This window comes from Ehrlichia muris subsp. eauclairensis, from assembly GCF_051097115.1.
Classification (GTDB): Bacteria; Pseudomonadota; Alphaproteobacteria; order Rickettsiales; family Anaplasmataceae; genus Ehrlichia; species Ehrlichia muris.
Map to the genome: position 1 here is coordinate 52,308 of NZ_CP118226.1, position 26,919 is coordinate 79,226.

General features: G+C 29.3%; 22 protein-coding genes. 10 read left to right on the forward strand and 12 right to left on the reverse strand.

The genetic code is table 11. From position 1 onward, the window contains the following. Positions 1-18: 18 nt before the first annotated feature. The 8 genes from PVA18_RS00270 to PVA18_RS00305 form a co-directional block, all read right to left on the reverse strand. Positions 19-894 carry a P44/Msp2 family outer membrane protein gene (locus PVA18_RS00270; protein WP_045805205.1) on the reverse strand — a complete coding sequence of 292 codons (876 nt, stop codon included), beginning with the start codon at positions 892-894 and terminating at the stop codon, positions 19-21. Between the two features lie 14 nt (positions 895-908). After that, positions 909-1,745 (reverse strand): P44/Msp2 family outer membrane protein, encoded by an 837-nt coding sequence (locus PVA18_RS00275; RefSeq protein ID WP_045805204.1) that lies wholly within the window; start codon positions 1,743-1,745, stop codon positions 909-911. 17 nt (positions 1,746-1,762) lie between these two features. Beyond that, on the reverse strand, positions 1,763-2,644 hold the full coding sequence (locus tag PVA18_RS00280) for a P44/Msp2 family outer membrane protein (RefSeq protein WP_045805203.1): 882 nt from the start codon (positions 2,642-2,644) through the stop codon (positions 1,763-1,765). Between the two features lie 16 nt (positions 2,645-2,660). Further along, on the reverse strand, positions 2,661-3,512 hold the full coding sequence (locus PVA18_RS00285; RefSeq protein ID WP_045805202.1) for a P44/Msp2 family outer membrane protein: 852 nt from the start codon (positions 3,510-3,512) through the stop codon (positions 2,661-2,663). A 9-nt stretch (positions 3,513-3,521) separates the two neighbouring features. Beyond that, complete coding sequence (locus tag PVA18_RS00290; RefSeq protein WP_045805201.1) at positions 3,522-4,025, reverse strand: hypothetical protein; 504 nt, start codon at positions 4,023-4,025, stop codon at positions 3,522-3,524. Between the two features lie 107 nt (positions 4,026-4,132). Continuing rightward, the gene (locus tag PVA18_RS00295; protein ID WP_045805200.1) at positions 4,133-4,957 is read right to left on the reverse strand and encodes a P44/Msp2 family outer membrane protein; all 825 of its coding nucleotides are present in this window, start codon (positions 4,955-4,957) and stop codon (positions 4,133-4,135) included. 512 nt (positions 4,958-5,469) lie between these two features. Then, positions 5,470-6,321: a P44/Msp2 family outer membrane protein gene (locus PVA18_RS00300; RefSeq protein ID WP_045805199.1), complete on the reverse strand. Its 852-nt coding sequence runs from the start codon at positions 6,319-6,321 to the stop codon at positions 5,470-5,472. A 290-nt stretch (positions 6,322-6,611) separates the two neighbouring features. Further along, on the reverse strand, positions 6,612-7,262 hold the full coding sequence (locus tag PVA18_RS00305; RefSeq protein WP_045805198.1) for a helix-turn-helix domain-containing protein: 651 nt from the start codon (positions 7,260-7,262) through the stop codon (positions 6,612-6,614). 242 nt (positions 7,263-7,504) lie between these two features. Between PVA18_RS00305 and ndk the strand changes: the two genes are divergently transcribed. Next, a complete protein-coding gene (ndk, locus tag PVA18_RS00310) occupies positions 7,505-7,933 on the forward strand; it encodes a nucleoside-diphosphate kinase (RefSeq protein WP_045805197.1) in 429 nt (142 codons plus the stop codon). Positions 7,934-8,532: 599 nt separating this feature from the next. Here ndk and PVA18_RS00315 read toward each other — a convergent pair. Together PVA18_RS00315 and recJ are read right to left on the reverse strand one after the other, a co-directional pair. Next, complete coding sequence (locus PVA18_RS00315) at positions 8,533-9,726, reverse strand: CCA tRNA nucleotidyltransferase (protein ID WP_045805196.1); 1,194 nt, start codon at positions 9,724-9,726, stop codon at positions 8,533-8,535. A 766-nt stretch (positions 9,727-10,492) separates the two neighbouring features. Beyond that, positions 10,493-12,250: a single-stranded-DNA-specific exonuclease RecJ gene (gene recJ / locus PVA18_RS00320; protein WP_045805195.1), complete on the reverse strand. Its 1,758-nt coding sequence runs from the start codon at positions 12,248-12,250 to the stop codon at positions 10,493-10,495. A 324-nt stretch (positions 12,251-12,574) separates the two neighbouring features. On the opposite strand from recJ, the gene icd reads away from it, so the two are divergent. Further along, the gene (gene icd / locus PVA18_RS00325; RefSeq protein ID WP_045805194.1) at positions 12,575-14,023 is read left to right on the forward strand and encodes an isocitrate dehydrogenase; all 1,449 of its coding nucleotides are present in this window, start codon (positions 12,575-12,577) and stop codon (positions 14,021-14,023) included. Between the two features lie 434 nt (positions 14,024-14,457). Here icd and ftsY read toward each other — a convergent pair whose 3' ends face one another. Further along, complete coding sequence (gene ftsY, locus PVA18_RS00330; RefSeq protein ID WP_045805193.1) at positions 14,458-15,411, reverse strand: signal recognition particle-docking protein FtsY; 954 nt, start codon at positions 15,409-15,411, stop codon at positions 14,458-14,460. An 88-nt stretch (positions 15,412-15,499) separates the two neighbouring features. Here ftsY and bioD point away from each other — a divergent pair, with 88 nt between their 5' ends. From bioD to PVA18_RS00365, 7 genes are all read left to right on the forward strand, one after another. Then, on the forward strand, positions 15,500-16,177 hold the full coding sequence (gene bioD / locus PVA18_RS00335; RefSeq protein WP_045805192.1) for a dethiobiotin synthase: 678 nt from the start codon (positions 15,500-15,502) through the stop codon (positions 16,175-16,177). A 482-nt stretch (positions 16,178-16,659) separates the two neighbouring features. Then, positions 16,660-17,733, forward strand: coding sequence for a recombinase RecA (recA, locus tag PVA18_RS00340; protein WP_045805191.1), 1,074 nt, complete (start codon positions 16,660-16,662; stop codon positions 17,731-17,733). A 12-nt stretch (positions 17,734-17,745) separates the two neighbouring features. Then, positions 17,746-18,342: an orotate phosphoribosyltransferase gene (pyrE, locus tag PVA18_RS00345; protein ID WP_045805190.1), complete on the forward strand. Its 597-nt coding sequence runs from the start codon at positions 17,746-17,748 to the stop codon at positions 18,340-18,342. A 2-nt stretch (positions 18,343-18,344) separates the two neighbouring features. Next, complete coding sequence (locus PVA18_RS00350) at positions 18,345-19,127, forward strand: HesA/MoeB/ThiF family protein (RefSeq protein WP_045805189.1); 783 nt, start codon at positions 18,345-18,347, stop codon at positions 19,125-19,127. Between the two features lie 324 nt (positions 19,128-19,451). After that, positions 19,452-20,969 (forward strand): protein translocase subunit SecD, encoded by a 1,518-nt coding sequence (secD, locus tag PVA18_RS00355; protein ID WP_045805188.1) that lies wholly within the window; start codon positions 19,452-19,454, stop codon positions 20,967-20,969. 25 nt (positions 20,970-20,994) lie between these two features. Then, positions 20,995-21,162 (forward strand): zinc-finger domain-containing protein, encoded by a 168-nt coding sequence (locus PVA18_RS00360; protein WP_082058925.1) that lies wholly within the window; start codon positions 20,995-20,997, stop codon positions 21,160-21,162. Positions 21,163-21,438: 276 nt separating this feature from the next. Continuing rightward, positions 21,439-23,028 (forward strand): hypothetical protein, encoded by a 1,590-nt coding sequence (locus tag PVA18_RS00365; RefSeq protein ID WP_231568531.1) that lies wholly within the window; start codon positions 21,439-21,441, stop codon positions 23,026-23,028. A 200-nt stretch (positions 23,029-23,228) separates the two neighbouring features. On the opposite strand, the gene PVA18_RS00370 is transcribed toward PVA18_RS00365, so the two are convergent. Beyond that, positions 23,229-24,143, reverse strand: a complete 915-nt coding sequence (locus PVA18_RS00370; protein WP_045805187.1) for a hypothetical protein — start codon at positions 24,141-24,143, stop codon at positions 23,229-23,231. A 586-nt stretch (positions 24,144-24,729) separates the two neighbouring features. On the opposite strand from PVA18_RS00370, the gene lgt reads away from it, so the two are divergent. After that, positions 24,730-25,515, forward strand: a complete 786-nt coding sequence (lgt, locus tag PVA18_RS00375; protein ID WP_045805186.1) for a prolipoprotein diacylglyceryl transferase — start codon at positions 24,730-24,732, stop codon at positions 25,513-25,515. Positions 25,516-26,919 lie beyond the last annotated feature (1,404 nt).

The window sequence follows — 26,919 nt, forward strand, 5'->3', positions numbered from 1 at the left end:
TTCCTTTGCTTAATTACTTTAAAATATAAACCTCATTCCAACTTCACCACCAAAATACCCAATATTGAGTTTAGCTGTTGCAAAAGTAATTTTAGGTGAGTCTTTAAGTATATATGGATACTTAACATGTAAATTTTTAAACTGATTATTTATAACCTTATGATAGTAACCATCAGTAAAAATACTGATAGAAGGAGATATTGTATAGTTAATGCCAATTTTGCCTTGACAAGCAAACTTAATATATGTTGCTTCAAAAAATTCAATGAAATCTCCACCAATACCCACACATACATAAGGTGATATTTTTAGATTACTAAAAGAAAAATCATAACAACTATTCATCATAACAGATGCAATAGATATTCCATTATTTTTCATAAAAGTATAATAAGATGTTTTGCTACTATCACCATTACTATGTGTTTTCGGATAAAATTGATTAGCTTCTTTTTCACGTACTAAAGCAAAATATCTACTAGCATCTTTTACTGTGCAATTTTTACAATTTACAACATCAAAATTTCCGTAAGAACCTTCTAATTCTAATCTTAGTCCTTGTCCTGAATAATAACCAATTGCACTACTGAAATTTGTAAAATTATTTTTAAATTTTGCAATGTAAGGGATATTAAATTTTGTATTATCCTGTAATATAGCTTCTGTAATATATGTAACACCAGTATTAAGACCTGCTAAGTCCACAATTTTGTTATTTTCTGCTACTGAAAAATTTTTAAAATAAGGGATACTTGGTTTGTACTGTCCACTTATATACAGCCCAACCCTCTGAGTAATTATATCGTTGTCTATAGATATTGTAAATGACTGAAACGGAAAAAGAAATAACAAAAGTGCTAGTACTGCATTTACAAAGTTAAGTTTTTTTACCATAGATATAACCTTACTTAATTAAATATAAACCTTACTCCAATTTCACTGCCAAAATAACCAATATCAAGGTTAGCTAATATAGGTGTAATTTCTTCAGAAATGTTAGAACTGGCTACATGTTGTATGTATAAGTTTTTAAATTCATTACCTATGACTTTATGATAATATATATCAGAAAATAATAGGATATTATTGTTTATTAGATAACTCACTCCAACCTTTCCTTGATATGCAAATTTAAAATATGTTGCATTAAAGAGCCCTATAAAATCTCCGCCAATACCTGTGCATAAATATGGAACTGCTGATGTGTGACTAATTGAAATATCATAGCAAGTATTAACTATAATAGATGTAATGGATAATTTGTTATCTCTTGGGAAAGCAAAGCTTTGAAGATTTGTATTGTATATCTCAGAGTAATATTTACTTGAACTTATTATTAATGATTCATTAGAATTTTTGATATAAAATTTTTCATAAGAGCCTTCTGCTTCGAGTCTTAACCCTCTAGAAGAATAACCAATAGTTCCGCTGAAACTAGTGGTGTTATCTTGAAATTGTAAATTGTAGGGAATGGTGTTATGAGTATTTGATTTTAGGATGCTGCTTAGATTGGTTGTGATATTTTTTTCAGATTCTACTGAATTTTTTATTTTAGAATTAGCTTCATGTATTGAGAAATTCCTAAAGTGAGAAATACTAGGCTTATATTGGCTACTGACATATACATTAGAAGCTTTTGTGTCTTTTTCCATATTATCTATTAATGCTGAAGAAGACTTTGCAGGTAGTAATAAAATAACTAATATTATTGTATGCATTACTATATAGTTTATTTTATTATACATATTTTTCCCTTAATCTTTTAAAATATAAAACTTAACCCAATCTCACTGCTAAAATGTTCTAAATTGAGAGTTAATAATGCAGTAGCATCTAACTGCTCGTGAGTAGTAGTAGCACTAATATTATTTTTTAATGATACAGGAAGAAAGACTGGTAAAAGCTTAAATTTATCTCCTATAACTTTGTGATATTGCCCATTAATAGACAAGACTAGGTTTGAAGTAATGGGATAACTAATACCAACTTTTCCTTGATAGGCAAATTTTATTCTCATAGCATCAAAAATTTCTATAAAGTCTCCACCAACACCTAGACATATATAGGGTGTAAAACTTTTATATTTTGCTTCACGGCATAAATTTATTATATTAGATATAATAGATATACCATTGCTTTTTGCTATAATGTAACCCTGATTGTAACCTGATGTTGTAGTCTCTTTTAAAGGCATAAAACCGTGTAACAAATGACGTGGTATAGCAAAATATTTATATCCTTCTTTAGCTTGATAATATGCAAGACGCTTTGTATCAAAATTTTTATAAGAGCCTTCAAATTCTACCCTGAAATTTCTTACTAATAATCCAATAGACAAACCTAACCCTAATAAATCATTTTTATAAGATTTATAAGAATCAGTTTGACGAGTCGTAGAAAAATTATAATTATTATTTAAACTATTAAGTTCAGTATTTGCTACAAATTGACTTAATCCAACTGGTTCTGCTGAATCAAAACCAGTTTCCCTAATATGAAAACTCTTAAAATGTGGAACAGTTGGTTGATATTTTATTGTTATATAAGACCCATCTATATTGTTGTTTTGATATACTGAAAAAGCAAACTCTGGCAATAACAATATAGATAATGATATTATAAGATTTAAGTATGACTTCCACATAAATGCAACCTACTATTTAAGAAATAAACCTGACACCGACACTACTGGTAAGAAAATTAATGTTAAATTTTGCTGATATAGTAGTAAATTGTAAATCAGTAGGGTAATCCACTAATAAATCAGAAAATTGATTATCGAAATGCCCATGAAAAGACCCATCGATAAAAAATGCTAAATTTGAGGATATAAAATAACTAATACCAACTTTAGCTTGGTAAGCAAACTTGAAATTTGTTTGATCTAGAAAATCAATAAAATTACCACCAACTCCAAGGCATAAATAAGGAGCTATATTGCTTGCTTTCTTTAAAGTAAAATCATAACATGCGTTAACTACAAAAGGAGATAAAGTAATACCTGTATTTTTCATGCAATAATGTTTATGTTCCACATGTCTTTTATTAGTCGTTGTTATTGTAGGTATCAATGCAAAATACTCGTTAAAATTATCATAAAAGTATCCAGAAGGAGCTTTTATATTGAATTTCTCATAAAAAGCTTCAAGCTCTATCCTGAAATTGTCCAGAGAATATCCTACAATTCCACCTGCTCCCAATAAATTTTTTGTGTATGCAGGGTCATAAGGTAAGGTAAAATTACTATTATTCTTTAAAAGATTAAATAATGTAGTATCTTGTGTCATATAAGGTAAAGTACTTCTATGTTCTTGTGTTAAAGATGCCAATCCCTTTATATTACTGTTAGTTACTGAAAATCTGTTGAAATGTGGAATTCCTGGTTTATATTCTCCACCTATATAAAAATAACCTGAGTTATTTTTAAAGGAATCATTACCTATAGTTGCAAAGGATAATGAAGGTAAAAGAAATATTAAACATATTAATATAAGAACCTTTGCATAACTCATAATAAAACCTTAATAATTATAACTAAAAAAATAGAAGCGTATCTTCCCTATAAAAACATCACTAATACTGATTGTTATACGATTAATAATGTGTTTACCTAGAACATGACAATTAGCAGGAAAATTTCTTAACTTGTTTTTTGTTGTTTTATTGTAACCTGCACCTGCAGTAGTTCTAGCATTAGCAAGAAAACTAAAATAGAGGACCTTAGAATTAATTAACCTAATAACATCAAAGATTTTGAAAAAATTTCTGTTTACATGGAAGTGACTTGATACTTTGCTACGATCACAATTATTTAAAAATGTTGAAACATTATCACTTATAATAAATTTTCCTGATTTTGCTACCGGAAAATTACTTTTATAATGAAAATATTTCAATGAAAAATTGATAAAGCACTTTGCCTTTAACTTAGACAGCCACCCTATAAGGCTATTGCTATATTTTGCAATAAAACAAAATAACACTATGAACAATAAAGCATAGCCTTTTAACTTTTTATTATTCATAGCATAACCCTCTAACACACTGACTTAATAAGCAATAAACACACTAAAACTTTATTTTATACTTATATACATATAAAGACAAATACAAATTTGTCAAAAAATATTTTTTATAATACAAACTTTACTCCAAGACTTCCACCATAATATCTAATACTTAACATAGCTGTTGCCAATACTTTATGATCATGATGCTGATCACATGTATGATATTCTAGAATATTTTCAAATTTTTGACCAAATAAACCATGATAATAACCCTCTGCGAAAATTGAGATCTTGGAAGAGATAGGATAGCTCACTCCTAATTTTCCTTGATATGAAAATTTTGTAAAATACGTATTCAAAAAATCTATTATATCTACTCCAAACCCTAAACATGAGTATGCTGTTATATTGTATTTAAGAGCATCTACATCATAACAAACGTTAATTAAAGCTGAAGTAGCTTCAACGCCACTATTTATTAAAACAGCATACTCATTTGACTGGGGATAATAATTATTCTGGTCTATGTGATATGCTATAGCAAAATACTTTGCAAGATCAGCTATTTTGTAATCATCATTGTTTAAATGAAAAACCTCACCAGAAACTTCGGATTCTATTCTAAGGTTCTTGTTATAGTAGTATCCAAATACACCTGAAAAACCCAAGAGGTTGTTTTCATAGTGTGGATTATATTTCATAGTAAAATTGCTGTTGGTTTTTATACTAGTCAATATATCACTGAATAAATCCTTTTTTAAAGCAAAAATCCCTAGAATATCAATTGGACTGCTGTCTTGTATAAGAAGTTTTGATATGTGTTGCCTAGCTGGTTTATATTGAATACCTACATATGTAGGATTATGATCACTGAGAACCAATGCTAAAGAAATATGTGGTATAAACAGCATTAGCACAACCCACAAAAAAAACTTCCTATCACCCATATACCTAAACCCTAATAATTATTTTTAAAGAGCTACATATTTACAATTAAAACAAATAAATATAGTAAAAGAGTATTAAGCCAAACTAATAATGTGTTTACAGCATAACTAAATATTTGTTATAAATGTGAAAATATGGTAATACACAGTAACTGTTTTATTCTATAAAAAGTATTTAGTCAAATAAAAACTAAATTTTAAAATATCAAATGAACTAACTTAAGATGGTGTTCATAAAATGTGTATTTAGATAGCTGATATAGAAAACTTTTCCTTTGATAATGGAGTTTATTGTTTCTTTCTACGGATCTTTTTCTTGAAGTGTTGTTGCAAATCCCCCTATGCTAATAAGTCCTAACCCTAATTTTCACTTTGTTGTTGTAGTAAAAGTAATAATTGTTTGGTCATCCTTCTATTAATCATAATAAAACTTTATCATACGATGAATATAAGAATTTATATTCCACTATGTAAAAACTTACTTTAATATATTAGAGATAAGGCAATTATGGCTATAGGATAAATCTAAGGCCAATTTCAGCGCCGTAGTTATCTGCATTAAAATAAGCTATAGGTTCTATATGTTTTGGTGCATCTTTCAGTTCAATAGGATACTGAACTGATAGGTTACTAAAAGAATTGTCTTTCATTTTTATATAATATCCATTAGCAAATACAATAGTTTTTGCTGACATTAAAAACCCTAAGCCCAGCTTAGCTTTGAATAATGTGTGAATGTTTGTTCCTCCTAAGAAATTGGTTATTCCTTGTCCTATGCCAATACAAGCACTTGGTACTAGGGAAGAACTGCTAATTATCATATCATAACAAGCATTAAATATTAGAGAAATGACCCTGAACCCTTCATTTTTTATTACTACATAATTTCCATTGTCACTATTTTTCATAGCATCTTCTTTACATAATGCAAAATACCTGTGGTTGTCCTGATACGTATGTTTTTGTTTATCAACATCAAATTTTGTAAATGCTCCTTCTAGCTCAACTCTAAGGCCTCCTCCTGAATACCCAATAGCTCCTGAGAATCCTGTATAATTTCTGTTATATACAGGGCTATAACCTTTTGTAGTATTAAATTTGTCTTTATTTGTAAAATCTGGCGCTTCATTAATGTCTTCTTTTAGTGTAAATAAGGTTAATTCTTTTTCTGTATTATCATTTGCGCTATATTTTATAGATATCGTACTAAACTTAGGAAAATCTATATTGTAATGTCCGCTTGCATAAAAACCAGACATCTCACTCTCGTTAGAAAAATCAATAGGAGTTGGTGATGCAGATCCATTACATGCAAATAATGTTATGAGAGAAAATATAATCCCTACAGCTGAGAATCTAATCATAAATATTATCCAAATAATATAATAATTTCATACTAATCAAAATCACGTTTCAAGTCAAAAATAATACTCCAACAATATACAAATAAATTTTTATTAATGTATTATACAATAGTGCATGACTTATTTACCTTGTGTTAGCATTATAAAAATACTTGCTAATGCACTTCAAATTATGCATTAGATAATATATAAGCCATTGCAGTGACCATAATATAACTATAAAGGCTTTTTATTGTTATTTATTCAATTTCTTAGCATACTTTATATTATTGAGGTGATTGTATAATAACTTATTGTTTACTATCTAAGGATAATGCCTTAACCAGATTATAAATTATGTTACGTACTTTTTCATTTTTTATACAAGTATATGCTCTTACCATCATCAAAACTTCTTTACTATCTATCTTGTCATCGTGAAATTCTGGTATGAATTTTTCTTCATTGTCTCTAAGTATAGATGTGCATGCAACAGTGTGATCACATGCAATATTTTTTAGATCTTCTTGTAATTTTAACATTATATCTCTTACTTCAACATTAAGCACAGTTGCAAGTTGGTATAGCCTGCTAATAACTATGCGATTTGTCCCTTTCTCGTATTTTTGTACTTGTTGAAAAGTAATTCCTAATTTGGTTGCAAGCTGATTTTGACTCATACCTCTCATGATACGTTGTCTTTTTATTTCTTTTCCAACGCACTCATCAACAGGATGAGGTCTAACTTTTATACAATTTTTTTGCTCTTTTGTGGATTCTATTTCTTCTTTTTTGAAATTTTTAGAACTATAATTATCGTTTACATCAAGTCTTATCCCTTTACTTGTAAATTTGGTTTTTTGTATATTTTTGTTGATTAAATTATCAATTAAAGGATCATGTGCTTTTATTTCATCGGTACATTCTGTTTTATTCATTTTGTTTTTCGCATGTGTAGACATATTATTTCCCTATAATAAAGCAACATATGTAAGATAAATCATGCATAAAGTGAATGCAATAGTTATTTAATGGATATATGCTATCTAATTTGCTGAAATAGTATACTAATTATGTAATATACAAAAATAACATATTATATTTATGAAATATAAGATATAATTTATTTGTTTTTTAACTTGATCGAGTTGATAATTTATATTAAACATTGAATTTAGTTTGTCCGGGTTAAGGGGGGTATGTTTTGTTAGAAAGAACTTTATCTATATTAAAACCAGATGTGATAAAGCGTAGCATTACTGGGCAGGTTAATGCTTATATAGAAAATTCAGGACTTAAAATAATTGTGCAAAAGATGTGCTCACTAACACGTTATCAAGCTGAAGAATTCTATGCAATACATAAATCTCAGCATTTTTTTGTACCGTTAATTGATTTTATGGTATCTGGTCCAATAATAGTGCAAGTATTGCAAGGAGAGAATGCTATAAGCCTATATAGAGAAATTATGGGTGCTACGGATCCTAAAAAAGCAAGTCCTGGAACTATTAGAGCAGATTTTGCTGAGAATATAGATGCAAATTGTGTTCATGGGTCAGATAGTTTAGACAATGCTATGCGAGAGATAAGATTTTTCTTTAGTGACTATGAGCTTTTAGCATTAAACAATTAATTGCTTATATTAAAGTATATTCGTATTTAAAGTCTGAACTTATGTGTATATACATTGTTATTTAAGTTTAGCAAAACACTAGTTGCTATAGTTTAAGTACTTGTTGTTGGGCTTTTGTATTATTTGCTTGTCAGGTTTTAGTTTGTAATATTGTTATTACCTAAGTGATAGTTGGGTTTCTATATAAAGTGAATGTGAACTTAAGTTGAATATTTTTAAAATGATCCTCTTAAGGAATTGTAAATTATTGCTTTAAGAAATAAGTAATGCAGTTGCTATGTCTATAAATAAAACATATTGTTAACGCGATTTTGTATCTATAATTGTGGTAGTTAAGCTTTATATATAATAAATTCAGATAAAGTTGAAAATTTTTGATGAAAAAGAAGAATGGTGTGAGTGTTACTTTGCTTATGTTTTAAAGTAACTGTATAAATATTGTACTTTGTTATAACTGATTATAAGTAGGTTCTGTATTTATATAAGAATATAGTGCCATACACTTAAAGTGTCACTAAATTTTATGTATATAATGAGTCACTACTGTTCCAAAGAGTTTTATTCTTTGGAAATAATAATAAAATTTGCAATTTAATTCTTTATTTTTTTAGTAATTCTTTTGCGTAATCTAATAATTGGGATTTTGTTAACTGGTATGAGCTATTTTCCCAAAAATCCTTGATTTTCTTTAAAGTAGTACCAAGGTTTTTCCCTGCTTGATATCCTATATTGAATAAATCTTTGCCAGAGATGGGAAATTCGGGAATAGTTAACTGATCTGCGTACTCAATATATTGTACTAGGTCATGATAATTTAGGGTTAGTTCTGCGTGCCTTATTCTAATTAGCTCACAATATATTTTTTTTCCAAGCTTATTTATATACTTCTGTTGTTCAATGATTGAAAGTGGAAATTCTAAGTTATTATTTAATAATGATACAAGTATTTTGTGATTATGATTTGATAAGCATAAAGACGTTTTAATTTTGTCAAATGAATAATTGTTGTTTGTTCTTAATAAGGCTGCTAATTTTGTTAGTGGGTCTGCATCTGATAGTATATCAGATGACATTATATCTGGTATAACTTCAAAAGGAATGATTTTTTCTAATACATGACATTTTTGCATAATCTTTAGTGTATTAGATAAGTTTGGGCATGATAAAAGTTTAAAAAATTCGTCACGTATGCGTTCTCTAGATAGCTTATTGAGGCAAGATGAATATTGTGTACAAGCATAAACTATTTCATCACTCAATTTATTGTGACTACATATAGAAGCATAGAATCTGAATGCCCGAAGTATACGTAGATAGTCTTCTTGTATTCTAATTTCTGGATCTCCAATGAAATTTAACTGTTTTCTCTCTAGATCTTGCAGACCAGAAAAATAGTCATATATTATTCCTTTTTCATCACAATATAGTGCATTAAAGGTAAAATCTCTTCTTGAGGCATCTTGTTGCCAATTATTTGTAAATTTTACTTCAGCATGTCTTCCATCACAACTGATATCAGATCTTAATGTAGTGATTTCATATGCTGTATTATTTACTATAGCTGTTATTGTGCCATGTTTAATACCTGTTGGTATAGCTTTAATATGTGCTGCAACTAGAGAATTTATTATTTGAGTAGGTAATAAAGTAGTTGCGAAGTCAATATCTATAATTTGTCTTTTCAGGAAATTATCCCTTACACATCCACCTACTAGCCTAATATCTCCTTGAAATTTTTTTATTGCGTTTATAATTAATAGAATATCATCGTGATTTATAAAATTACCGTACATTTGTAATGTTAGATTATTAAAACAATAAGATGTTAAACAAATACTGATAGTATTGCATTGTTTTTTTAGATCTTATTAATTTTTTACCATTTGTATTACGATTAACGTATACATAGTAATATGTAAGATCTTGTGACATAATTTAATACTATTGCCATTTAGTATATGATTATAATGTATATAAAAACATAAATGTGTGTATATATTTTCGTTTATTGAGGAATTGAAAGTGGGAATATTTTTTACAATAACAGCTGTGTGTAATTTTATAGGTAGATATACTTGCTAGTTATGAAACTACTTGTTTGGCATTTTGGATTATTTAATGGATTGTAAGAGTTGATGTAAAGATTTTGTAATGTGATGTGTGTTCCACTAAGATGTATTTATGTTTAATAATATACTGAAAATACATACTAGATTTAAGATCTACTTGTGGATAGAAAGCAATTTACTTGATGTCCTTATACTATTTATATCTGTATATTGCATAATTAGTTTTTTTAAAATTTTATTATGTGTGGAATTGGTTACTGATATGTATTGTGTTCAAAATGTCCTATTCAGTATATATTAGCAAGATATTGTACTGGATAGGAAGTGTTACTTGGTGCCCTCTATATTGTTTATATCTTATAAGCAAAAAATCATTGGCTAATTAGTTAATATAGGGTATTTTTTACTAAATGTGTTTCAATAATATTTATGTTTAATACTTCTATGTTGAACTAATTTTGGGTTATTGGATAAATTAATTTGTGATCATTTATACATAACTTTTTATAATTGCATCTTCTATTATAAACTGTATGTTCTCATTACCTCTCCAATAGTTAACACTAATTTTTCCTAGTAACATAATTGCAGTGCGTTCTAATAAAGCTAGGCCTAATTCTGTATTTATACATCTGAAACAAATCCCCTTTATAAAGGTTTTATTGTCATAAATTAAGCATCTTATGTGACTATCTCCTATAACTTCTGGATTTTTTATTTTAATGTTTGTCAGAATGAATCTTGGTTCAGGATTACCTATACCAAATGGTTCTAAAGACTGTAGTTTCTTCCATAAAATTAGATTAATTGCTGTTACAGTAATAATGCCGTCTACTTTAAATACCTTTTGTTTGTTGATATTGTGAAATTTCTGCGAAAGAAATTCATATAACGTTTTAATTTTATCTTCCTGTACTGAGAACCCAGCAGCCATAGCATGTCCTCCTCCTTCGGTTATTATTCCTTCTAATTTTGCTGATAAAATGGCTGCACCTAAGTCTACATCTGGTATCGATCTGGCACTTGCTTTACCAATGCCATTGTCTAATGAAATTACTATGCTTGGTAGAAAAAATTTATCTTTGAGTCGTCCTGCTACTATACCTATTATTCCTGGGTGCCAGTTTCCTGCGACCATGATTAAATTTGTATTTATGGATATAAGAGCTTCTGCTTGTTCTACTGCTTCGTTAAAACTTTTATGTTCTAGTTCTTTCCTTTCTAGGTTGAAATTTTGTAATTTTTCTGAAATTTCTAAGGCTTCTTCTTCACTGTTGGTTGATAATAATCTTGCACCTAGGCTTGCGTTTCCAACCCTTCCTCCAGCGTTAATATGTGGTCCTATGTTAAATCCTAGTTGATAAATATTTGGCTTTTCTTCTAATCCAATAATATCGGATAAAATTTTGAGACCTATATTTTGTCTTGTTGCCATAATTTTCAAGCCTTGTTTTACAAAAGCTCTGTTTAATCCTATGATAGGCATAACATCACATACGGTTCCCAATGCTACTAAATCTAGATAGTTCATTAGGTTTGGTTCATGATTGTGTTTAAAGAATCCACTTTCTTTTAAAGTTTTATTTAGTGCTACAAGCATTAAAAATGATACACCAACTCCTGCTAAGTATGTATATGGAGAATTTTCATCTAAGCGATTAGGATTAATAACTGCAATTGCATCTGGTAAAGTATTCAGACCTATATGGTGATCAATAACTATCACATCAAGATTTACTAATTTTGCTACAGATATTGGTTCATGTGCTATAGTTCCACAATCTACAGTTATGCATAAACTATTGCCAATTTCTTGCAATTTGAGTAGAGCTTGAGTATTTGGTCCATATCCTTCACATATGCGATCTGGAATATATATTGTTGTGGATACACCTATTTGTGTTAGGTATTGCTTTATTAATGCAGATGATGTTGCTCCATCAACATCATAATCTCCAAAAATAACTATTTTTTCTTTATTGTATATTGCTTTGCAAATTCTTTGTACTGCTTTGTCCATGTCTAAAAGATGGAAAGGATCAGGTAATGATGACCTTAATGTGGGGTATAAGAAGTCATCAATTTCTTCAATACTTACTTTTCTTGCTGATAATATTCTTGCGACAATTTCAGATAAATGAAATTTTTGCGTTATCGTTAAAACATCGCGAAGGTTTACATTGTATGGTTTCCATAGGGCACCTGTTACACCAATATATTCTGAGTTTTCTAAATTGCAATCTAGCATACCGCGTAACTAAAATATATATTATAACACTGCTTTTTATACTTGTATTTATAATATTGAAGGAGCTATAAATTATTAGTACCGCAAAATAAATGATATAGCCTTATAAATGGTCATTAACTTAGTGTATATTGATATGAATTATTGCTTTGACAGGAGTCTTAAGTTTAACTGATAATAATATTGGAAGATTACTTAACGTCTTGTATTCATTATAAGCATGTTTGATATATTTTTGTTGTTTTTAGTGTTACATTATCTATATAATTAACTTTTTTCGATCTAGAAAATAACTATATTGTTATTAAATATGGAAGGAATATAATGTCAATTCCAATAACGGTTGCTTATGGAGACGGTATTGGTCCAGAAATCATGGAAGCTGTACTGTTAATTTTGAGTGAAGCAGGGTCAGGTTTGGTTATAGAGACTATAGAAGTAGGACATAATTTGTATAAAAAAGAATGGTCTTCTGGTATTGCACCTTCATCGTGGGATTCTATTTATAGAACAAAAATATTGCTTAAATCTCCTACTATGACTCCGCAAGGTCAAGGTCATAAAAGTCTTAACGTAACATTGAGAAAAAAGTTGGGATTATATGCAAATGTTAGGCCATGTATTTCCTATCATCCTCTAGTAAAAACAAAGTATCCTAATCTTAATGTAGTGATAGTTCGAGAGAACGAAGAGGATACGTATACTGGTATAGAACATAGGTTGACTAGTGATACATATCAATGTTCAAAGGTTATCACGAGGTCAGGTTCAGAGAGGATATGCAATTATGCGTTTCACTATGCTACTGTTAATAATAGAAAAAGGGTGACTTGTTTGATAAAAGATAATATTATGAAAATGACAGATGGGATTTTTCATAAGTCTTTTTCAAAAATTGCAAAAAATTATCCTAATATTGATTCAGACCATTATATTGTTGATATCGGCATGGCTAAGGTGGCCACTAACCCTGAACATTTTGATGTTATAGTGACTACTAATCTTTATGGTGATATTGTATCTGATATAGTTGCTGAATTGTCAGGGTCTATAGGTCTTGCAGGTAGCGCTAATATAGGAGATAATTATGCAATGTTTGAAGCTGTTCATGGATCAGCCCCAGATATAGCTGGAAAGAATATAGCAAATCCTTCTGGATTACTAAATGCAGCTATACAGATGTTGGTATATCTGAAGAAGGTTGATAAAGCAGAGTTGATTTATAATGCATTTCTCAAGACTTTAGAAGATGGTATTCACACAGCAGATATTTACCAAAGTCAAATTAGTAAGAAAAAAGTTTCTACAATGGATTTTGCTAAGGCTATTATTGAAAATTTTGGGCAATTTCCATCCCAATTACCAAAATCAGTATTTCAAGATAATGCAAGTAGAACGGGTATATTTTATACATATGAGCCGTCTTACGTTACTAAAATCCTTGTTGGAGTGGATATAACTATTGGTTGTGATAATGTAGACTTAAATTCTAAGCAATTAATTCATACTCTTCAAGGTATTACACATGATAAACTAGAACTTGTACTGGTTCATAGTAAAGGATTGGAAGTTTGGCCTGATGAATCTGCGAATGCAAATCTTTCTTATATAGACCAAATATGTTGTAGGTTTTATGTGAAGAATCAAGGTGATACGATCATGAATGAACATGTTAATCAATTACTGTTTAACATCGACCAGAAGAAGATAGACGTAGTAAAAATGGAAAAATTATATTTATATGATAATCAAGCTGGATTTTTCACTGTGTAATAATAACTAACAATGAATAGTTATGGTACTGTGATTGTTACATTAAAGTGTGTTAGTAAAGAATGTTGCAATAGGTTGTGTGACTTTTTGACATAAATACTAAGTGTAGTGGACTTATGTGCAAGTCAATCTGGATTTCTGCTGTGTAAGATTAATCAGCAGTGGGTAAATTGTGAGTATTGAGATGTAGAGTACTAGGTATAGATTTTTTCATAGATCAAGAGAAGTATAGTATAACAAATCATTTGAATTCCTATAAGATTAGTAAGTAGTGGTGGATTGTAGGGATTAAATAAGTAATGCTTGTAGTTATACATAGGTTTCTATATAGATCAAAAGAGACAATAGTAGTGTATTTATAAATAATAAATCTGGGGGCTTACAGTAATAAATAACAATTATTAAGTTATAAATTATTATTATGCTAAAGTGTTTCATTCAGTAAATATTTGTAATTGTGTGTTTTCTATATTAAGTAATCCTGCAGCAAATTCTTTAGCCGAAAAATCTTGGAGTTGTGTCACATGTTCACCTATTCCTATTGCATGAATGTTCAGCTTGTATTTCTGTGCTATTCTTATAACTACACCACCTTTTGCTGTGCCATCTAGCTTAGTTATGATTAATCCGCTAATGTTTACGAATTGCGAAAAAGCATCAACTTGATTGACAGCATTTTGCCCAGTAGTTGCATCTAGTATTAATATAACATCATGAGGTGCATTGTTATTGTGCTTACTTATAATTCTTTTAATTTTTGCTAATTCTTCCATTAAATTTTTATGATTATGTAATCTTCCAGCTGTATCGATTAATAAAACATCAAATTGGTCATTTAAAGCCTGTTTCATGGCTTGATATGCTATACTTGCTGCATCTGCGCCTTGATTACCTGTGACTATTGGAAAATTTATTTTTTGTGACCACACTACTAGTTGTTCAGTGGCTGCTGCACGGAATGTATCACATGCTGCAACTAATACTTTTTTTCCTTCATTCTTAAATTTATATGCTAGTTTCCCTATGGTTGTGGTTTTACCATTACCATTTGTACCACATACCATGATTACATGTGGTTTATGATTTGTAGATAAAGGTTTTTCAACTTGTGATAAAATGTTTTCTATTGATTCTGCTAATTTTTGCTTTACTGTACTGTCATCCATTTCATTGAATTTCATGCTTGTAAGTTTTTGTGTAAGTAGTGAAGCATTTTCATATCCAACATCTGCTGTAATGAGTAGCTCTTTTAATTCTTCTAAGGTTTCTTGGTCAATCTTTTTTCCATTAGAAAAAATTTTTTTTATACCATCACTTAACTTTGATGAAGTTTTGAATAAGCCTTTCTTAATGTTGCTGAAAAATCCTTTATTATTTGCATCTGTCATAATCGAATTGTCCTTATTTTTTAAACGTTGTGAATTGAGTTTATATATGATTAATATACATTATTAAATTATATTGGTTGATGTTCAAATGTCAGCTTATTTTATTACATCTTGCGGTACTGATATAGGAAAAACTTTTATTATGACAACGCTATGCTGGCATTTACGTAAAAACTGCAAAGTAGTGCATGCAATAAAACCTGTGGTTAGTGGGTGGGACAATGCAAATGTTTTAGGTAGTGATACAGGTAAAATACTATGTAGTTTGAATATGGATTGTCATGGTCATAATATAGCAAAAATTTCTCCTTGGAGATTATATTATCCGCATGCTCCTAACATAGCTGCTAAATTAGAAAACACTAAATTAGATTATGATGAAATTATGGCATTTTGTTATCAATACATTAATCAATCTTATGATTATTTATTAATAGAAGGGGTAGGTGGAGTTATGTCCCCTATTACAGATAACAAAACTTGCTTGGATATAATGAAAGATTTAAGAGTTAAGGCAATTTTGGTTGTAGGTTCTTACTTAGGTAGTATAAGCCATACATTAACAGCACTTCAGGTATTGTCTGGTATGGATGTAAAAATTGTGCTTACTCTTAAGGATAATAATGTTGCTAATGTTGATGATATAGTGAAGTTTATTTATGAATATACAGGTAAATCAATATATATTCAGCCTTATGTTACAGGTAATTTTGATCTATGGAAAAACACTTCAGGTGATATAGTGAATTTCATAGAATTTGGATAACTAAATTGTAAATTTGATTGCAAGGTTGACAGTATATAGTTAAGTGTAAGTTATGGAATTATTGTTTCCATAGTGTTGTAATCTTACGGATTTAATATTTGAATAATGTTATATGCCTTACTACTGGTAAATTTACTAAAATAGCCATACGGCCTTAGTTAAGTTGTTTATATGATGAGTTGTAGTTATATCTACCCTTGGTGGTGAGTAGAGTTTTTGTTTATTGATATTTTAATAATTAAAGTGCAAAGTGGCTAACAGCCCTATAGATATTTAATAGTTGTGATTTGAGTTTGTAACAGTGGGTATATGTTATTGGTAAATTGATGACTGTTTCAATAATTTTTAAGGTAGAAAAACTATTTGTAAATGCTTAAATTTGATATACTTAAAATTAAATAGTGTAATAATTTATAGCTTGACAATTAAGATTAAGAGTGATTAGCTTGCCTTAAAATTTATAAATATTTATCATTTTAATTATGTCTGATAGCAAGAATTTAAACCAGGACCGGCAAAAAGCATTAGATAATGCGATTAATCAAATAGAAAAGGCTTTTGGTCGTGGTGCAATAATGAAGTTGAAACAGGGTGCTATTGAAAAAATAGATAGTATTTCTACTGGGTCAATTGCACTTGATACAGCTTTAGGCATTGGTGGTTTTCCTAAAGGTAGAATTATTGAGATTTTTGGGCCTGAAAGTTCTGGGAAAACAACACTTGCTTTGCATGTAATTGCTGAATCACAAAAGAAGGGTGGAAATTGTGCATTTATTGATGCCGAACATGCTTTAGATATAATGTATGCTCGCAAATTAGGGGTAAATACTGGTGATTTAATTGTTTCTCAACCAGATACAGGTGAACAAGCGTTACATATAGTTGAGTATTTGGTTTGTTCTGGTGCTATTGATGTAATAGTAATAGATTCTGTAGCTGCATTGACTCCTAGAGCAGAGATAGAAGGTGATATGGGTGATCAGCATATGGGTCTGCAGGCTAGATTATTAAGTCATGCCTTAAGGAAATTGACTTCTATTGTATCAAAAGCTAATTGTGTACTTATTTTTATTAATCAAATACGCATGAAAATAGGGGTAGTTTATGGAAATCCTGAAACTACTACTGGTGGAAATGCTTTAAAGTTTTATAGTTCTGTAAGGTTAGATATACGTAAAGTGAGTGCAATTAAGGATAAAGACGTAATTATTGGTAATCAAACTAAGGTTAAAGTTGTAAAAAATAAAGTAGCTCCTCCTTTTAAACAGGTAGATTTTGATATCATGTATAATGAAGGGATTTCAAAGGTAGGAGAAATTATAGATATGGGGGTGAAGCTTAATATTATTGAAAAAGCTGGGTCATACTACTCATATAATAGTATACGTCTTGGTCAGGGTAAAGAAAATGCAAAATCTTATCTAAAAGCTAATTGTGATACTGCAAATGAAATAGAGCAAAAAATAAGAAGTATACTAGCAAATAATAATGATGTTAGTTGTTTTAATGCAGAGGCTAGTGATAATCTTCATGAGGTAGAAGAAACAGTTTTTTAAGGTGTTTTAGTTATGGAAGTGGATTTATTAAATAGTGGTTCTATATGTGATGAATTTACTAAAATTGGGGTGATAATCAGTGGTCATTTTGTGCTATCTTCTGGCTTACATAGTGATACATATGTTCAATGTGCTAAGTTATTTGAAAATCCAGTTATTGCAGTAAGATTTTGTTCTCTACTTGCAAAGAAAATTAGTACGGTGTTGCCGAATATAGATCTTATAGTTTCTCCAGCGATTGGAGCTATTACAGTTGGCTATGAAATTGCTAGACAGTTGGGTGTTAATAATGTGTTCTGTGAACGTGTTAATGGACTTTTTACATTGCGTCGGGGTTTTGAAATCAAGAAAGGAAATAAAGTTTTAGTTATGGAAGATGTAATTACAACTGGGAAAACTTCTATGGAAGTAGTACATTGTGTTAGGAAGAATGGTGGTACTGTTGTTGCTGGCGCGGCTTTAGTTAAGCGTAGTAGAGATATTAAACTTCCTTTCCCTATAATTAGCCTGATTGAATTAAATATAAAAAGTTATGTGGATGAAGATGTTCCGGAGTATTTGCGTCAGATACCTGTGTCAATTCCAGGGAGTAGGCATTTACAGGGATAGTAGTGTTTAACCGTTATAAGAAACAAATTCTTATTTCAGAGATAGGAAAATCAGGTCAAGATAGATTGAGTCAAAGTAATGTTTTAGTAGTGGGATGTGGTGGTTTAGGGAGTGTAATTATTCCTTTGCTTGCTGCTTGTGGTGTTGGTCGCATGATATTGTGTGATGATGATAAAGTCCAAATGTCCAATCTTAATAGGCAAGTCATCTATAAGGAAAGTGATGTTGGTCAAAGTAAGGTAATAAAAGCACAAGAGTTTGTTAGATCACTAAATTCTGATGTTAATGTTCAGATATTGGATAATTTTGTTACTCCTAAAAATTTTGAAGAGATTTTCAAGGGCATAGATATTATTCTAGATTGTACTGATCGTCTAGCCACGAAACTATTTCTTAGTGATGCAGCTGTTTTTTCAGGTAAACCTTTAGTGCATAGTGCAGCAATTGGTTTTATTGGACAGGTGTTAACAATATTTCCTTATGGTAAGCCTTGTTTAAGATGTTTTTTTGAATGTCAATATATGAGTACACATTTAAATTGTGCTAATGCTGGAATACTTGGAGCTACGGTGGGAGTAGTAGGGAGTATTGCGGCTGCAGAAGCTATAAAATATTTATTAGGGATTCCAGATAATTTGGTAGGGAAATTACAGAGAGTAGACTTAAGATCTAATGAATTTCCCAAATATGCATTCCAAAAGAATGATACATGTATAGCATGTAGTGACAATGTAAAAATTGATCCCTATGATTATAATTATTATGAAAGTAAATTATGTTTTTAATTGTTTTAGAGTAGTTTAGTTTATAAGTTACATATCTAGGAACTGAGTGAGATGATAACTTAGAAGTTAGTAATATTCATTTTTTTATCTTGTTAATATAGTATGTGCTTCATGCCTATTAGTTATTTTCAGTGTTGAAATACAGTATATCTATTCAGTGGATTATAAAGAACAAATTTTTAAAAATGAGAACATTAGGTGTGATAGAGGTAGTATAGTCTTAATGTTGTATTGTATTGAATTAGTAATTTATGTTAGAAATATAAAATATTTTGTTTGTTATTATAATATAATATAATAGCCACGATATGTTTGGTAGATGATATGTTTTCTAAGTTACAAATTAAGCCTATGCTTGTAGTATTATTATGTATTCTTGCTATATATTTAATGCTACCGAATTTTTTCGACAATAAATTTTTGCTATCAAAACAAAAGGTTAATCTGGGGTTGGATTTACAAGGTGGTGTTTACTTGTTGTTAGAAGCAGATTTTAAAGAATATTTAAAGGAAAGGATGTACAGCTTACATGATGAAGTAAGTGAATTTTTATCGAATAAGGGAATAGAATATAATAGGCTAGATGTAGAACAGGACAAACTGGTATTGACACTAAAAGATAGTCAAGATTTTGATAAAATGAGATTGTTTGATAATAAAAACATTAGAATTTCTGAACAGAAGGGTCGTGTTATGATATCCTTTTATGATAGTTATAAAGCAAGTTTATTGAGAAATGTTATATCTGATTCTATCAGTAATATAAGGCGTAGATTAGATAAATCTGGAACGAAGGAAATTATTATAAATAGTCATGGTAAGGATAGAATATCTTTGCAAATTCCTGGAGTGCATGATACTAGTCAAATTAAAACATTGTTGGGAAAGACAGCAAAGCTGACATTCCACTTACTAGAAAATGTTACCCAATTGTCATCTATTAATTCTGCTACTACTGTTTTACTAAAGGATCATCGGGGAAATACATATCCTATATTGAAAAAGATTGAGATTAGTGGTGATTCTTTAATAGATGTGTCATCTGGTATAAATAATCTTGGTAATGTAGTTGTACATTTTAAGTTGAATAATACAGCAGCCAAAAAGTTTGCAAAAATTACAAAAGAAAATTTTAACAAACCATTTGCTATAGTATTAGATGGAGTTGTACTTACTGCCCCTATAATACGTGAACCTATTTTAAGTGGAAGTGGCGAAATCAGTGGTAATTTTACTATCGAAACTGCAAAAGAATTATCTATATTATTGAAATCTGGAGCTTTACCAGTACCTTTAAAGGTAATAGAAGAAAAAACAATAGGTTCTAGTCTAGGTGCTGAGTATATTAAGCAAGGTAGGTTAGCAATGGTGATATCAATTGTAGCAGTTTCTATTTTTATTATATTTTCTTATCGTATGTTTGGTGTTTTGGCTGTAATTGGATTGGTCTTTAATATTATTTTTATTGTTGCGATACTTACATTACTTCAAGCTACACTTACATTATCTGGACTTGCAGGAATTACTTTGACAGTTGGAATGTCTGTTGATGCTAATGTATTAATTTTTGAGCGTATTAGAGAAGAGTTGAAGTCGACAAATAAGTTAAAATGGGCTGTGGAATCTGGATTTAAAAATGCTATGTCAACAATATTTGATTCTAATGTTACTACGTTGATTGTTGCTGCAATTATGTTTGCAATAGGTAGTGGTCCAATCAGTGGCTTTGCTATTACATTATCAATAGGTATTTTATGTTCTATGTTTTCTGCTATTACTTTAACAAAGATGCTGATAGATTTATATATTAGATTATTTAATTTAAAAACATTAAGTATATGATTTGTAAAATTGTAAGAAGTATATTATGAATGATAATGATAAAGAACAGAGAGTAAAAGTAGTTTGTTGTAGTGGTGAAGGAGATACTGCTGATTATGTTGAGCATCCAAAAATATATTTGACAATTAGTATGGGGCAAGAGATTACTTGTCCTTATTGTAGTAGAATATTTGCTTTTATCCCCCGTGACTAGTACTTTTGTTTATAGTCCTAATATATGTAATTATTTCAAGGGAAGATTAAATATTGTTTTTTAAGATTGTTGTGACATGTGTATACAATGTTCTGTTGAAAGCAAGTAATGAAAAGTTGTTAGGTAAGTTTGCAAGAAAATTTCCGATAAGTACTCGCGTATTTAACGGGAAATATATCTATTTTTGCTATAGATAAGATTTTTACTTTTAGGCTTAAATAATTAATGTATTTGCAGGAATTATATAATATCCTTATAGTAGGTAGTTTTTTCTAGATGCTTATGCAAGGTAATGAAAATTATGATGTATATAATAAACTTGTGCGTGATCTAAAACATGTAGTCTTTTATGTTCCAGGTCTTGGTGTTTTACGTTCAGGGGAATTAGTACGTGATGTAGTTCCAGCGGCTTCTATAATCGATTTTGAAGGTAATAGTGTACGGGCACAGTTTCTCAGTAGGATATTTGTACATCATTCTCGTGATGAAAATGATGTAAAAAAAGTTTCGAATTTTATAAATGCATTGGGATTTGTGCCAGTAGTATATGCAGATTATGAGCTATCGGTTCATAATAATCTTTGTGTTTATGATAAGAATAAAATATATGGTAATAATAGTGTTTTAATTATTTCTTCTAGTGATATACGTCAACCATGTGATATACGTAGCATTATTTTAGAAAGCCAAAAAAGTTTTCGTAGTAGTTTTGATAATGGGTGTGAGGATAAAATTAGGGTTGTTACGTATGATCCAAACAATAAACCATTAAAGCAAAAAATATATGATGCTGTATTGTATGCTGAGCGATGGTCTTTACTTACAACTCAAGAGAAAGTGATGAGATGTATTTTTAGCATATTTTCTCTTAGTATTCCTTTTATTCCTCCTCTCATGTTATTATCTTACCTTGGAAATTTAGATATTAGGGAAAGAGCATATAGTATGAATTTATTGCCATGGCAATATCGTATTTATGCAAATGTGTCACAAAGTGTTTATGATGTTATGATTAATGATACTGATGAGACAAGACAAAAGATGATGCAATCAAACATCATGAAAGAAGCGCAAAGAAGAGGATTTATTCTAGAATGTGAGGAAGGGGGTGAAGAACTTACTGATTTAGGAAAAAAGGTAAGTGAAAAACATAATTTACTTCTAATAGCCAATAATAAAGAACTTTCGAAAAAGCAGTTACTGCTAAGGATTACAACATTTTCAGTATTAGCATTTGTATGTTTTACAAAAACAGTAGCCTTGATCTGTTATCTTGCGAGTGCTAGTAGAATAGCTTTATATTTTTCTATGTTATCATACTTTGTGATATTTGTGCAGGGACTATACTTAATTTCTCTTAAAACTACAACATCAAAAGTTTGTGCTGCTATTTGTATGGTATTTGCAGGGTTTATGTTGATGGTAAGCGCATTTTTATTGTACCAAGGAAATGTTGAATTTCAATATCAACCTATAATATCTGGTGTAATGATTGTTATTACTGGGGTTATGTTAGGGATTGCTTTAGTATGTAATCGGTACTACAAGCAAGACAGGGATTTAGTATCAAAGCTGGGAGGTATCAGTACTACAGCTTATTTATCTATGAAAAAGCAAATTTGTGAGATTGACCAAATAAAATCTGTTGAACTTGAAGGAGGATATAATTATCAAATTATTGATGGGTTTAAATTAGCCCTTTTTAATGCGTACAAAGCAGGATTATTTGGCAAGTTACAACAAAATGAGCATCAAGACAGTTGTGAGCGAAATGAAGAGTTGTCTGGTAATATATCTAATATACTACATACTAGTATCGTAAGCTCACAAAATGATCAAAGTAATTCTCAAAATTTGACCCATTAAGCTAAGAAAATATAGAATGTTTTATTAAAATAATAACTGTCGAGATTCATCTGTATTAGTATTTCCTGCTAAATGAATTATCTATACGAGGAAGAATGATTCTCAAAGTTTGAATCTTTAAAACCCAATAAAATGTAAAATCTTTCCAAATAAATTATTTATAAAACGATATGAAGAAAATATGTGTGTAGTATGTAAGATTATTCTGTTTGGTTGATTATACTTTTTACTTGATCATGAAAGTTTTTGTTTAATTTGCTAAAGCTACGCATAATAATGTGTGGTGCTGTAGAGAATTCACCTGTATTATTAATTGCATCTTGAAATAGTTTAGCAGAACATGGATCGAGCAGTTCATTGCTTGCTAAGTGTGAAAAAATGTTTTCTACATTTTTAGCCATATTTTTATATTTACTCAAAGGATGATCTGTAGGGTATTGAGCTATATTTTTTACAATTTGTAGTTCATTAGAAGTGAAATCATGGAAAGCGAGTTTAGTTAATTGTTGTAATGTCTTTTCTTTATGGCTTTCTTCTATGATTTGTGCTTTTATTAGTATGCTGACAAGTGGCCCTATTATATCATATATTGCAGTGTTAATCGATACTAAAATAGTGTTTTGTTTATCATCTATAGTGATGTCGCTGGTGTTGGTATGTGTTTTAAGTAAGTTTATTAATTTTTGATTGTCTTCTGAAGATAGGTTTAAATATCTTATAGATATTGGATGTAACATAATTGTATTATTTCGGATACTAACATTAACACCGTATAATGGTTTATTATCAAATCTGCAAATCATTAAGTTATCGGTTTTTAAGGTATTACATCCTTGTTCTAGAGATTGAGCTATGGTATTTGGACTAATTGTGAAGCTATGTTGCAACATATGTGTTATTATCTTATTAAGATCGCTGAATTCGAAATTTGTAGACGATGTCAATGTTGCATAGTTAGCCTGATATTCTATGTTAACTTCATGACTGAATAGGGCTTTAGCAGCTTTGTTTTTGTCTAGTACAGTAAATATTTTAGTGAAATTTTCTATTTCATTCTTTTCCGTGAAAAATATTGTTATACTGCTGCTATTACTAATAATAATATTTGGTATCACGACTTTTTCTCTTTAAAGTTGAATATTGATATTATCCTCAACATTTATTAAGAAATAAATAAGATAGCAGGTTATCATTGAATATCTTTATAAATTGTATTACAAATATATCAAAATATAATAATATTATTATAAGTTTCTTTAAATCGATTAAACGGATTCTTATGTAATGTACAGTTATAGTGTATATTCTTAACAGGAATGTACATTGATAGTTATAACAATGGTAACATATTCAGGTGGTTTTCTAAATAACTTATTTGTAGTTATTATGTAGCACAATGAAGAAAATGGTATAAGTTTACGTAACTTAGTATGAATGTTTCTTCTAAAAGAAATCTGACTACCATTAATAGTAATGCTATAAAAGTATAAACATGATGATGTGTGTGTTATTAGAATATTATGTAGCAGAGTTATAATGTACATTTTCTAATTTTAAGTGAAAGAATTTGTTGTATACAATATCTAAATTTTAGGCAGATAGGATTGTAAATGTCTTGATTCTTTATATACAACGTAGTAAAAATTGATAAAGTGTAACAATTGTTTCATACTGTTTAGAACAGAATGTTTTATATATTTTATGATTATAGATCCAGTAGCTTTTAGATTGGGATTACTAGAAATAAAATGGTATTCACTATCCTACATGTTTGGTATAGTCTTTGCTTATTGGTATATAAGAAAAATAGATAAGTATAAGGTTTTTGATAAAGAAAGTTATGATTCAATAATGTCATGGTGGGTCATTTCTATGATTTTTGGCGGTAGAATAGGATACATATTATTTTATAATCTAGATTTCTATATGCAGTTTCCTATTGAAATGTTTAAATTATGGAATGGTGGTATGTCGTTTCATGGTGGTTTAGTAGGGATAATTAGTGGCATGTATATTTTTTGTAAAAGAAATAAAATCAATGTTCTTTCTGCCCTTGACTTGGGTACATGTGCTGTACCTGTTGGCATATTTTTTGGACGTATTGCAAATTTTATTAATGGTGAGCTATACGGAAAGGTAACGGATATTAAATTTGGGATGATTTTTCCTAGAAGTGGTGATTCTCTTTATAGACATCCAAGTCAGTTGTATGAAGCTTTTTTTGAAGGAATTCTGTTGTTTGCAGTGATGAATTCTCTTTTCTTTTTTACAAATATCAGATCATCTAATGGAATGCTAAGTGCTCTTTATTGTGTATGGTATGGAGTGGTAAGATTTTTTATTGAGTTTCTTAGAGAGCCAGATATTCAAGTTGGCTACATTTTTTTTAATCAGTTAACTATGGGACAGTTATTGTCTCTCTTCATGATAATTATGGGTTTTTGTTTTGTAGCATTAGCTAAAATGCAGGCTAAGTCTTCAATGTAGAATTTTGCTTTTTATCTTAAAGGAATTTTGGAAAAGTTGAATTTTTATGGATTGCAGGCTGGAGTATCAGTATCGTTAATGAATAATTTGATTATTTAATAGGACATAAATTGGTTAATTCTACTTTAGTTTAAAATTAATCTGCAAGACAATATTGCCTTTTTATAGAAAAGGTAATATAGTGTGCAAATATACCAGAATTAATATATTTATACTGTATAATGAAAATAAAGTTGTGTCCTTCCTTTCTTTCCCATAGCCAAAGATCTGTATTTTTGCAAAGTCTATATTTAAGTATAAGAGAAAAAAGTAGCCCTCTTTATCCTTCTACTTATGTTATAAATGTAATTATAGAAGTAAAGAAATCCAAATCAGTGAAGTAACATGTTGTGGTAGATATGCAAAGTTATATTTTGTATTGGAAAGAATACTGATTTGCTATAGATTTATTATTGAATCAATAAAATTTAATATGTTTTCTGTGAATATGAAATATAGGTAGTGGTATTATGAATCCTGAAAACTAGTATGAATTGAGTCCAGTATAACTCATTCTAATGGATTGAAAAAGTTATTTAAATTATGTACTAAGTGCATTGTATTAAATTGTTTATAAAGAAGGTTGATTTAACATTCTATACTGTGATGATTAGTGAGTATACGGTTAAGGTGGCAGTGTATTTTTATTGTAAAGAATTCTATTTAAAGTTTTTAGTTATATGATGATAAGTAAATACAGTAATCAATTGTTATCTAAATTTTTTTCTAATATTATGCAATTTTATAACATATTGCGCCTTGTGATATGTGTTTAGCTAATTTTTAGCTTTATGTATCAGAGTTTAAGTAGGAAATATGTATTTAATTTATGTATTATTTTGTTTAGACTGTTCTGTAAACTTGCTTTACACTTTTTTAACGTATTGTATTTTTTATTCATTGTGAAATGATATTTACATTTGTTATGCCAGATTCCTAATGTAGAAAGTAGCATATTCAATTTTCATATAGGTGTGTTGGGTAATGTGCTTGTAAATTTCTACTTATATCTTCTTATATCAAGTGTGGTGCATCATAATGTGATTTGTTAATAAAAAGGAAGCGTGGATTGCTATTCTTTTGAGTTTTTTATGTTTTGAATGTCCTTTCCAATTAGAGTTTAGAATTCTAGTAAGTTTTCAACTATATAGTTGCTCTTTAGATGTTCAATAGCAAGTGAATAAGATCTCTCTAACAAGTAAAAAGACAGGTTATTATTCTTTTTGGGCATTTTATAGAGGTTGAAATTATCAATATTTTGCTAAATTCTTTTCCATTTATTATGTTTTTAATATCTTTTTCAGTAAGAGTCTCAGATTCTTTTAGGCTTATATATAGCAATGTCATAATTTTACATGTTCACAG

Bases quoted from the DNA above. Each gene is read 5' to 3' on its own strand.
- PVA18_RS00270 (WP_045805205.1), bottom strand. From the start codon at position 894: ATGGTAAAAAAACTTAACTTTGTAAATGCAGTACTAGCACTTTTGTTA.
- PVA18_RS00275 (WP_045805204.1), bottom strand. From the start codon at position 1,745: ATGTATAATAAAATAAACTATATAGTAATGCATACAATAATATTAGTT.
- PVA18_RS00280 (WP_045805203.1), bottom strand. From the start codon at position 2,644: ATGTGGAAGTCATACTTAAATCTTATAATATCATTATCTATATTGTTA.
- PVA18_RS00285 (WP_045805202.1), bottom strand. From the start codon at position 3,512: ATGAGTTATGCAAAGGTTCTTATATTAATATGTTTAATATTTCTTTTA.
- PVA18_RS00290 (WP_045805201.1), bottom strand. From the start codon at position 4,025: ATGAATAATAAAAAGTTAAAAGGCTATGCTTTATTGTTCATAGTGTTA.
- PVA18_RS00295 (WP_045805200.1), bottom strand. From the start codon at position 4,957: ATGGGTGATAGGAAGTTTTTTTTGTGGGTTGTGCTAATGCTGTTTATA.
- PVA18_RS00300 (WP_045805199.1), bottom strand. From the start codon at position 6,321: ATGATTAGATTCTCAGCTGTAGGGATTATATTTTCTCTCATAACATTA.
- PVA18_RS00305 (WP_045805198.1), bottom strand. From the start codon at position 7,262: ATGTCTACACATGCGAAAAACAAAATGAATAAAACAGAATGTACCGAT.
- PVA18_RS00315 (WP_045805196.1), bottom strand. From the start codon at position 9,726: ATGTACGGTAATTTTATAAATCACGATGATATTCTATTAATTATAAAC.
- recJ (WP_045805195.1), bottom strand. From the start codon at position 12,250: ATGCTAGATTGCAATTTAGAAAACTCAGAATATATTGGTGTAACAGGT.
- icd (WP_045805194.1), top strand. From the start codon at position 12,575: ATGTCAATTCCAATAACGGTTGCTTATGGAGACGGTATTGGTCCAGAA.
- ftsY (WP_045805193.1), bottom strand. From the start codon at position 15,411: ATGACAGATGCAAATAATAAAGGATTTTTCAGCAACATTAAGAAAGGC.
- bioD (WP_045805192.1), top strand. From the start codon at position 15,500: ATGTCAGCTTATTTTATTACATCTTGCGGTACTGATATAGGAAAAACT.
- recA (WP_045805191.1), top strand. From the start codon at position 16,660: ATGTCTGATAGCAAGAATTTAAACCAGGACCGGCAAAAAGCATTAGAT.
- pyrE (WP_045805190.1), top strand. From the start codon at position 17,746: ATGGAAGTGGATTTATTAAATAGTGGTTCTATATGTGATGAATTTACT.
- secD (WP_045805188.1), top strand. From the start codon at position 19,452: ATGTTTTCTAAGTTACAAATTAAGCCTATGCTTGTAGTATTATTATGT.
- PVA18_RS00360 (WP_082058925.1), top strand. From the start codon at position 20,995: ATGAATGATAATGATAAAGAACAGAGAGTAAAAGTAGTTTGTTGTAGT.
- PVA18_RS00365 (WP_231568531.1), top strand. From the start codon at position 21,439: ATGCTTATGCAAGGTAATGAAAATTATGATGTATATAATAAACTTGTG.
- lgt (WP_045805186.1), top strand. From the start codon at position 24,730: ATGATTATAGATCCAGTAGCTTTTAGATTGGGATTACTAGAAATAAAA.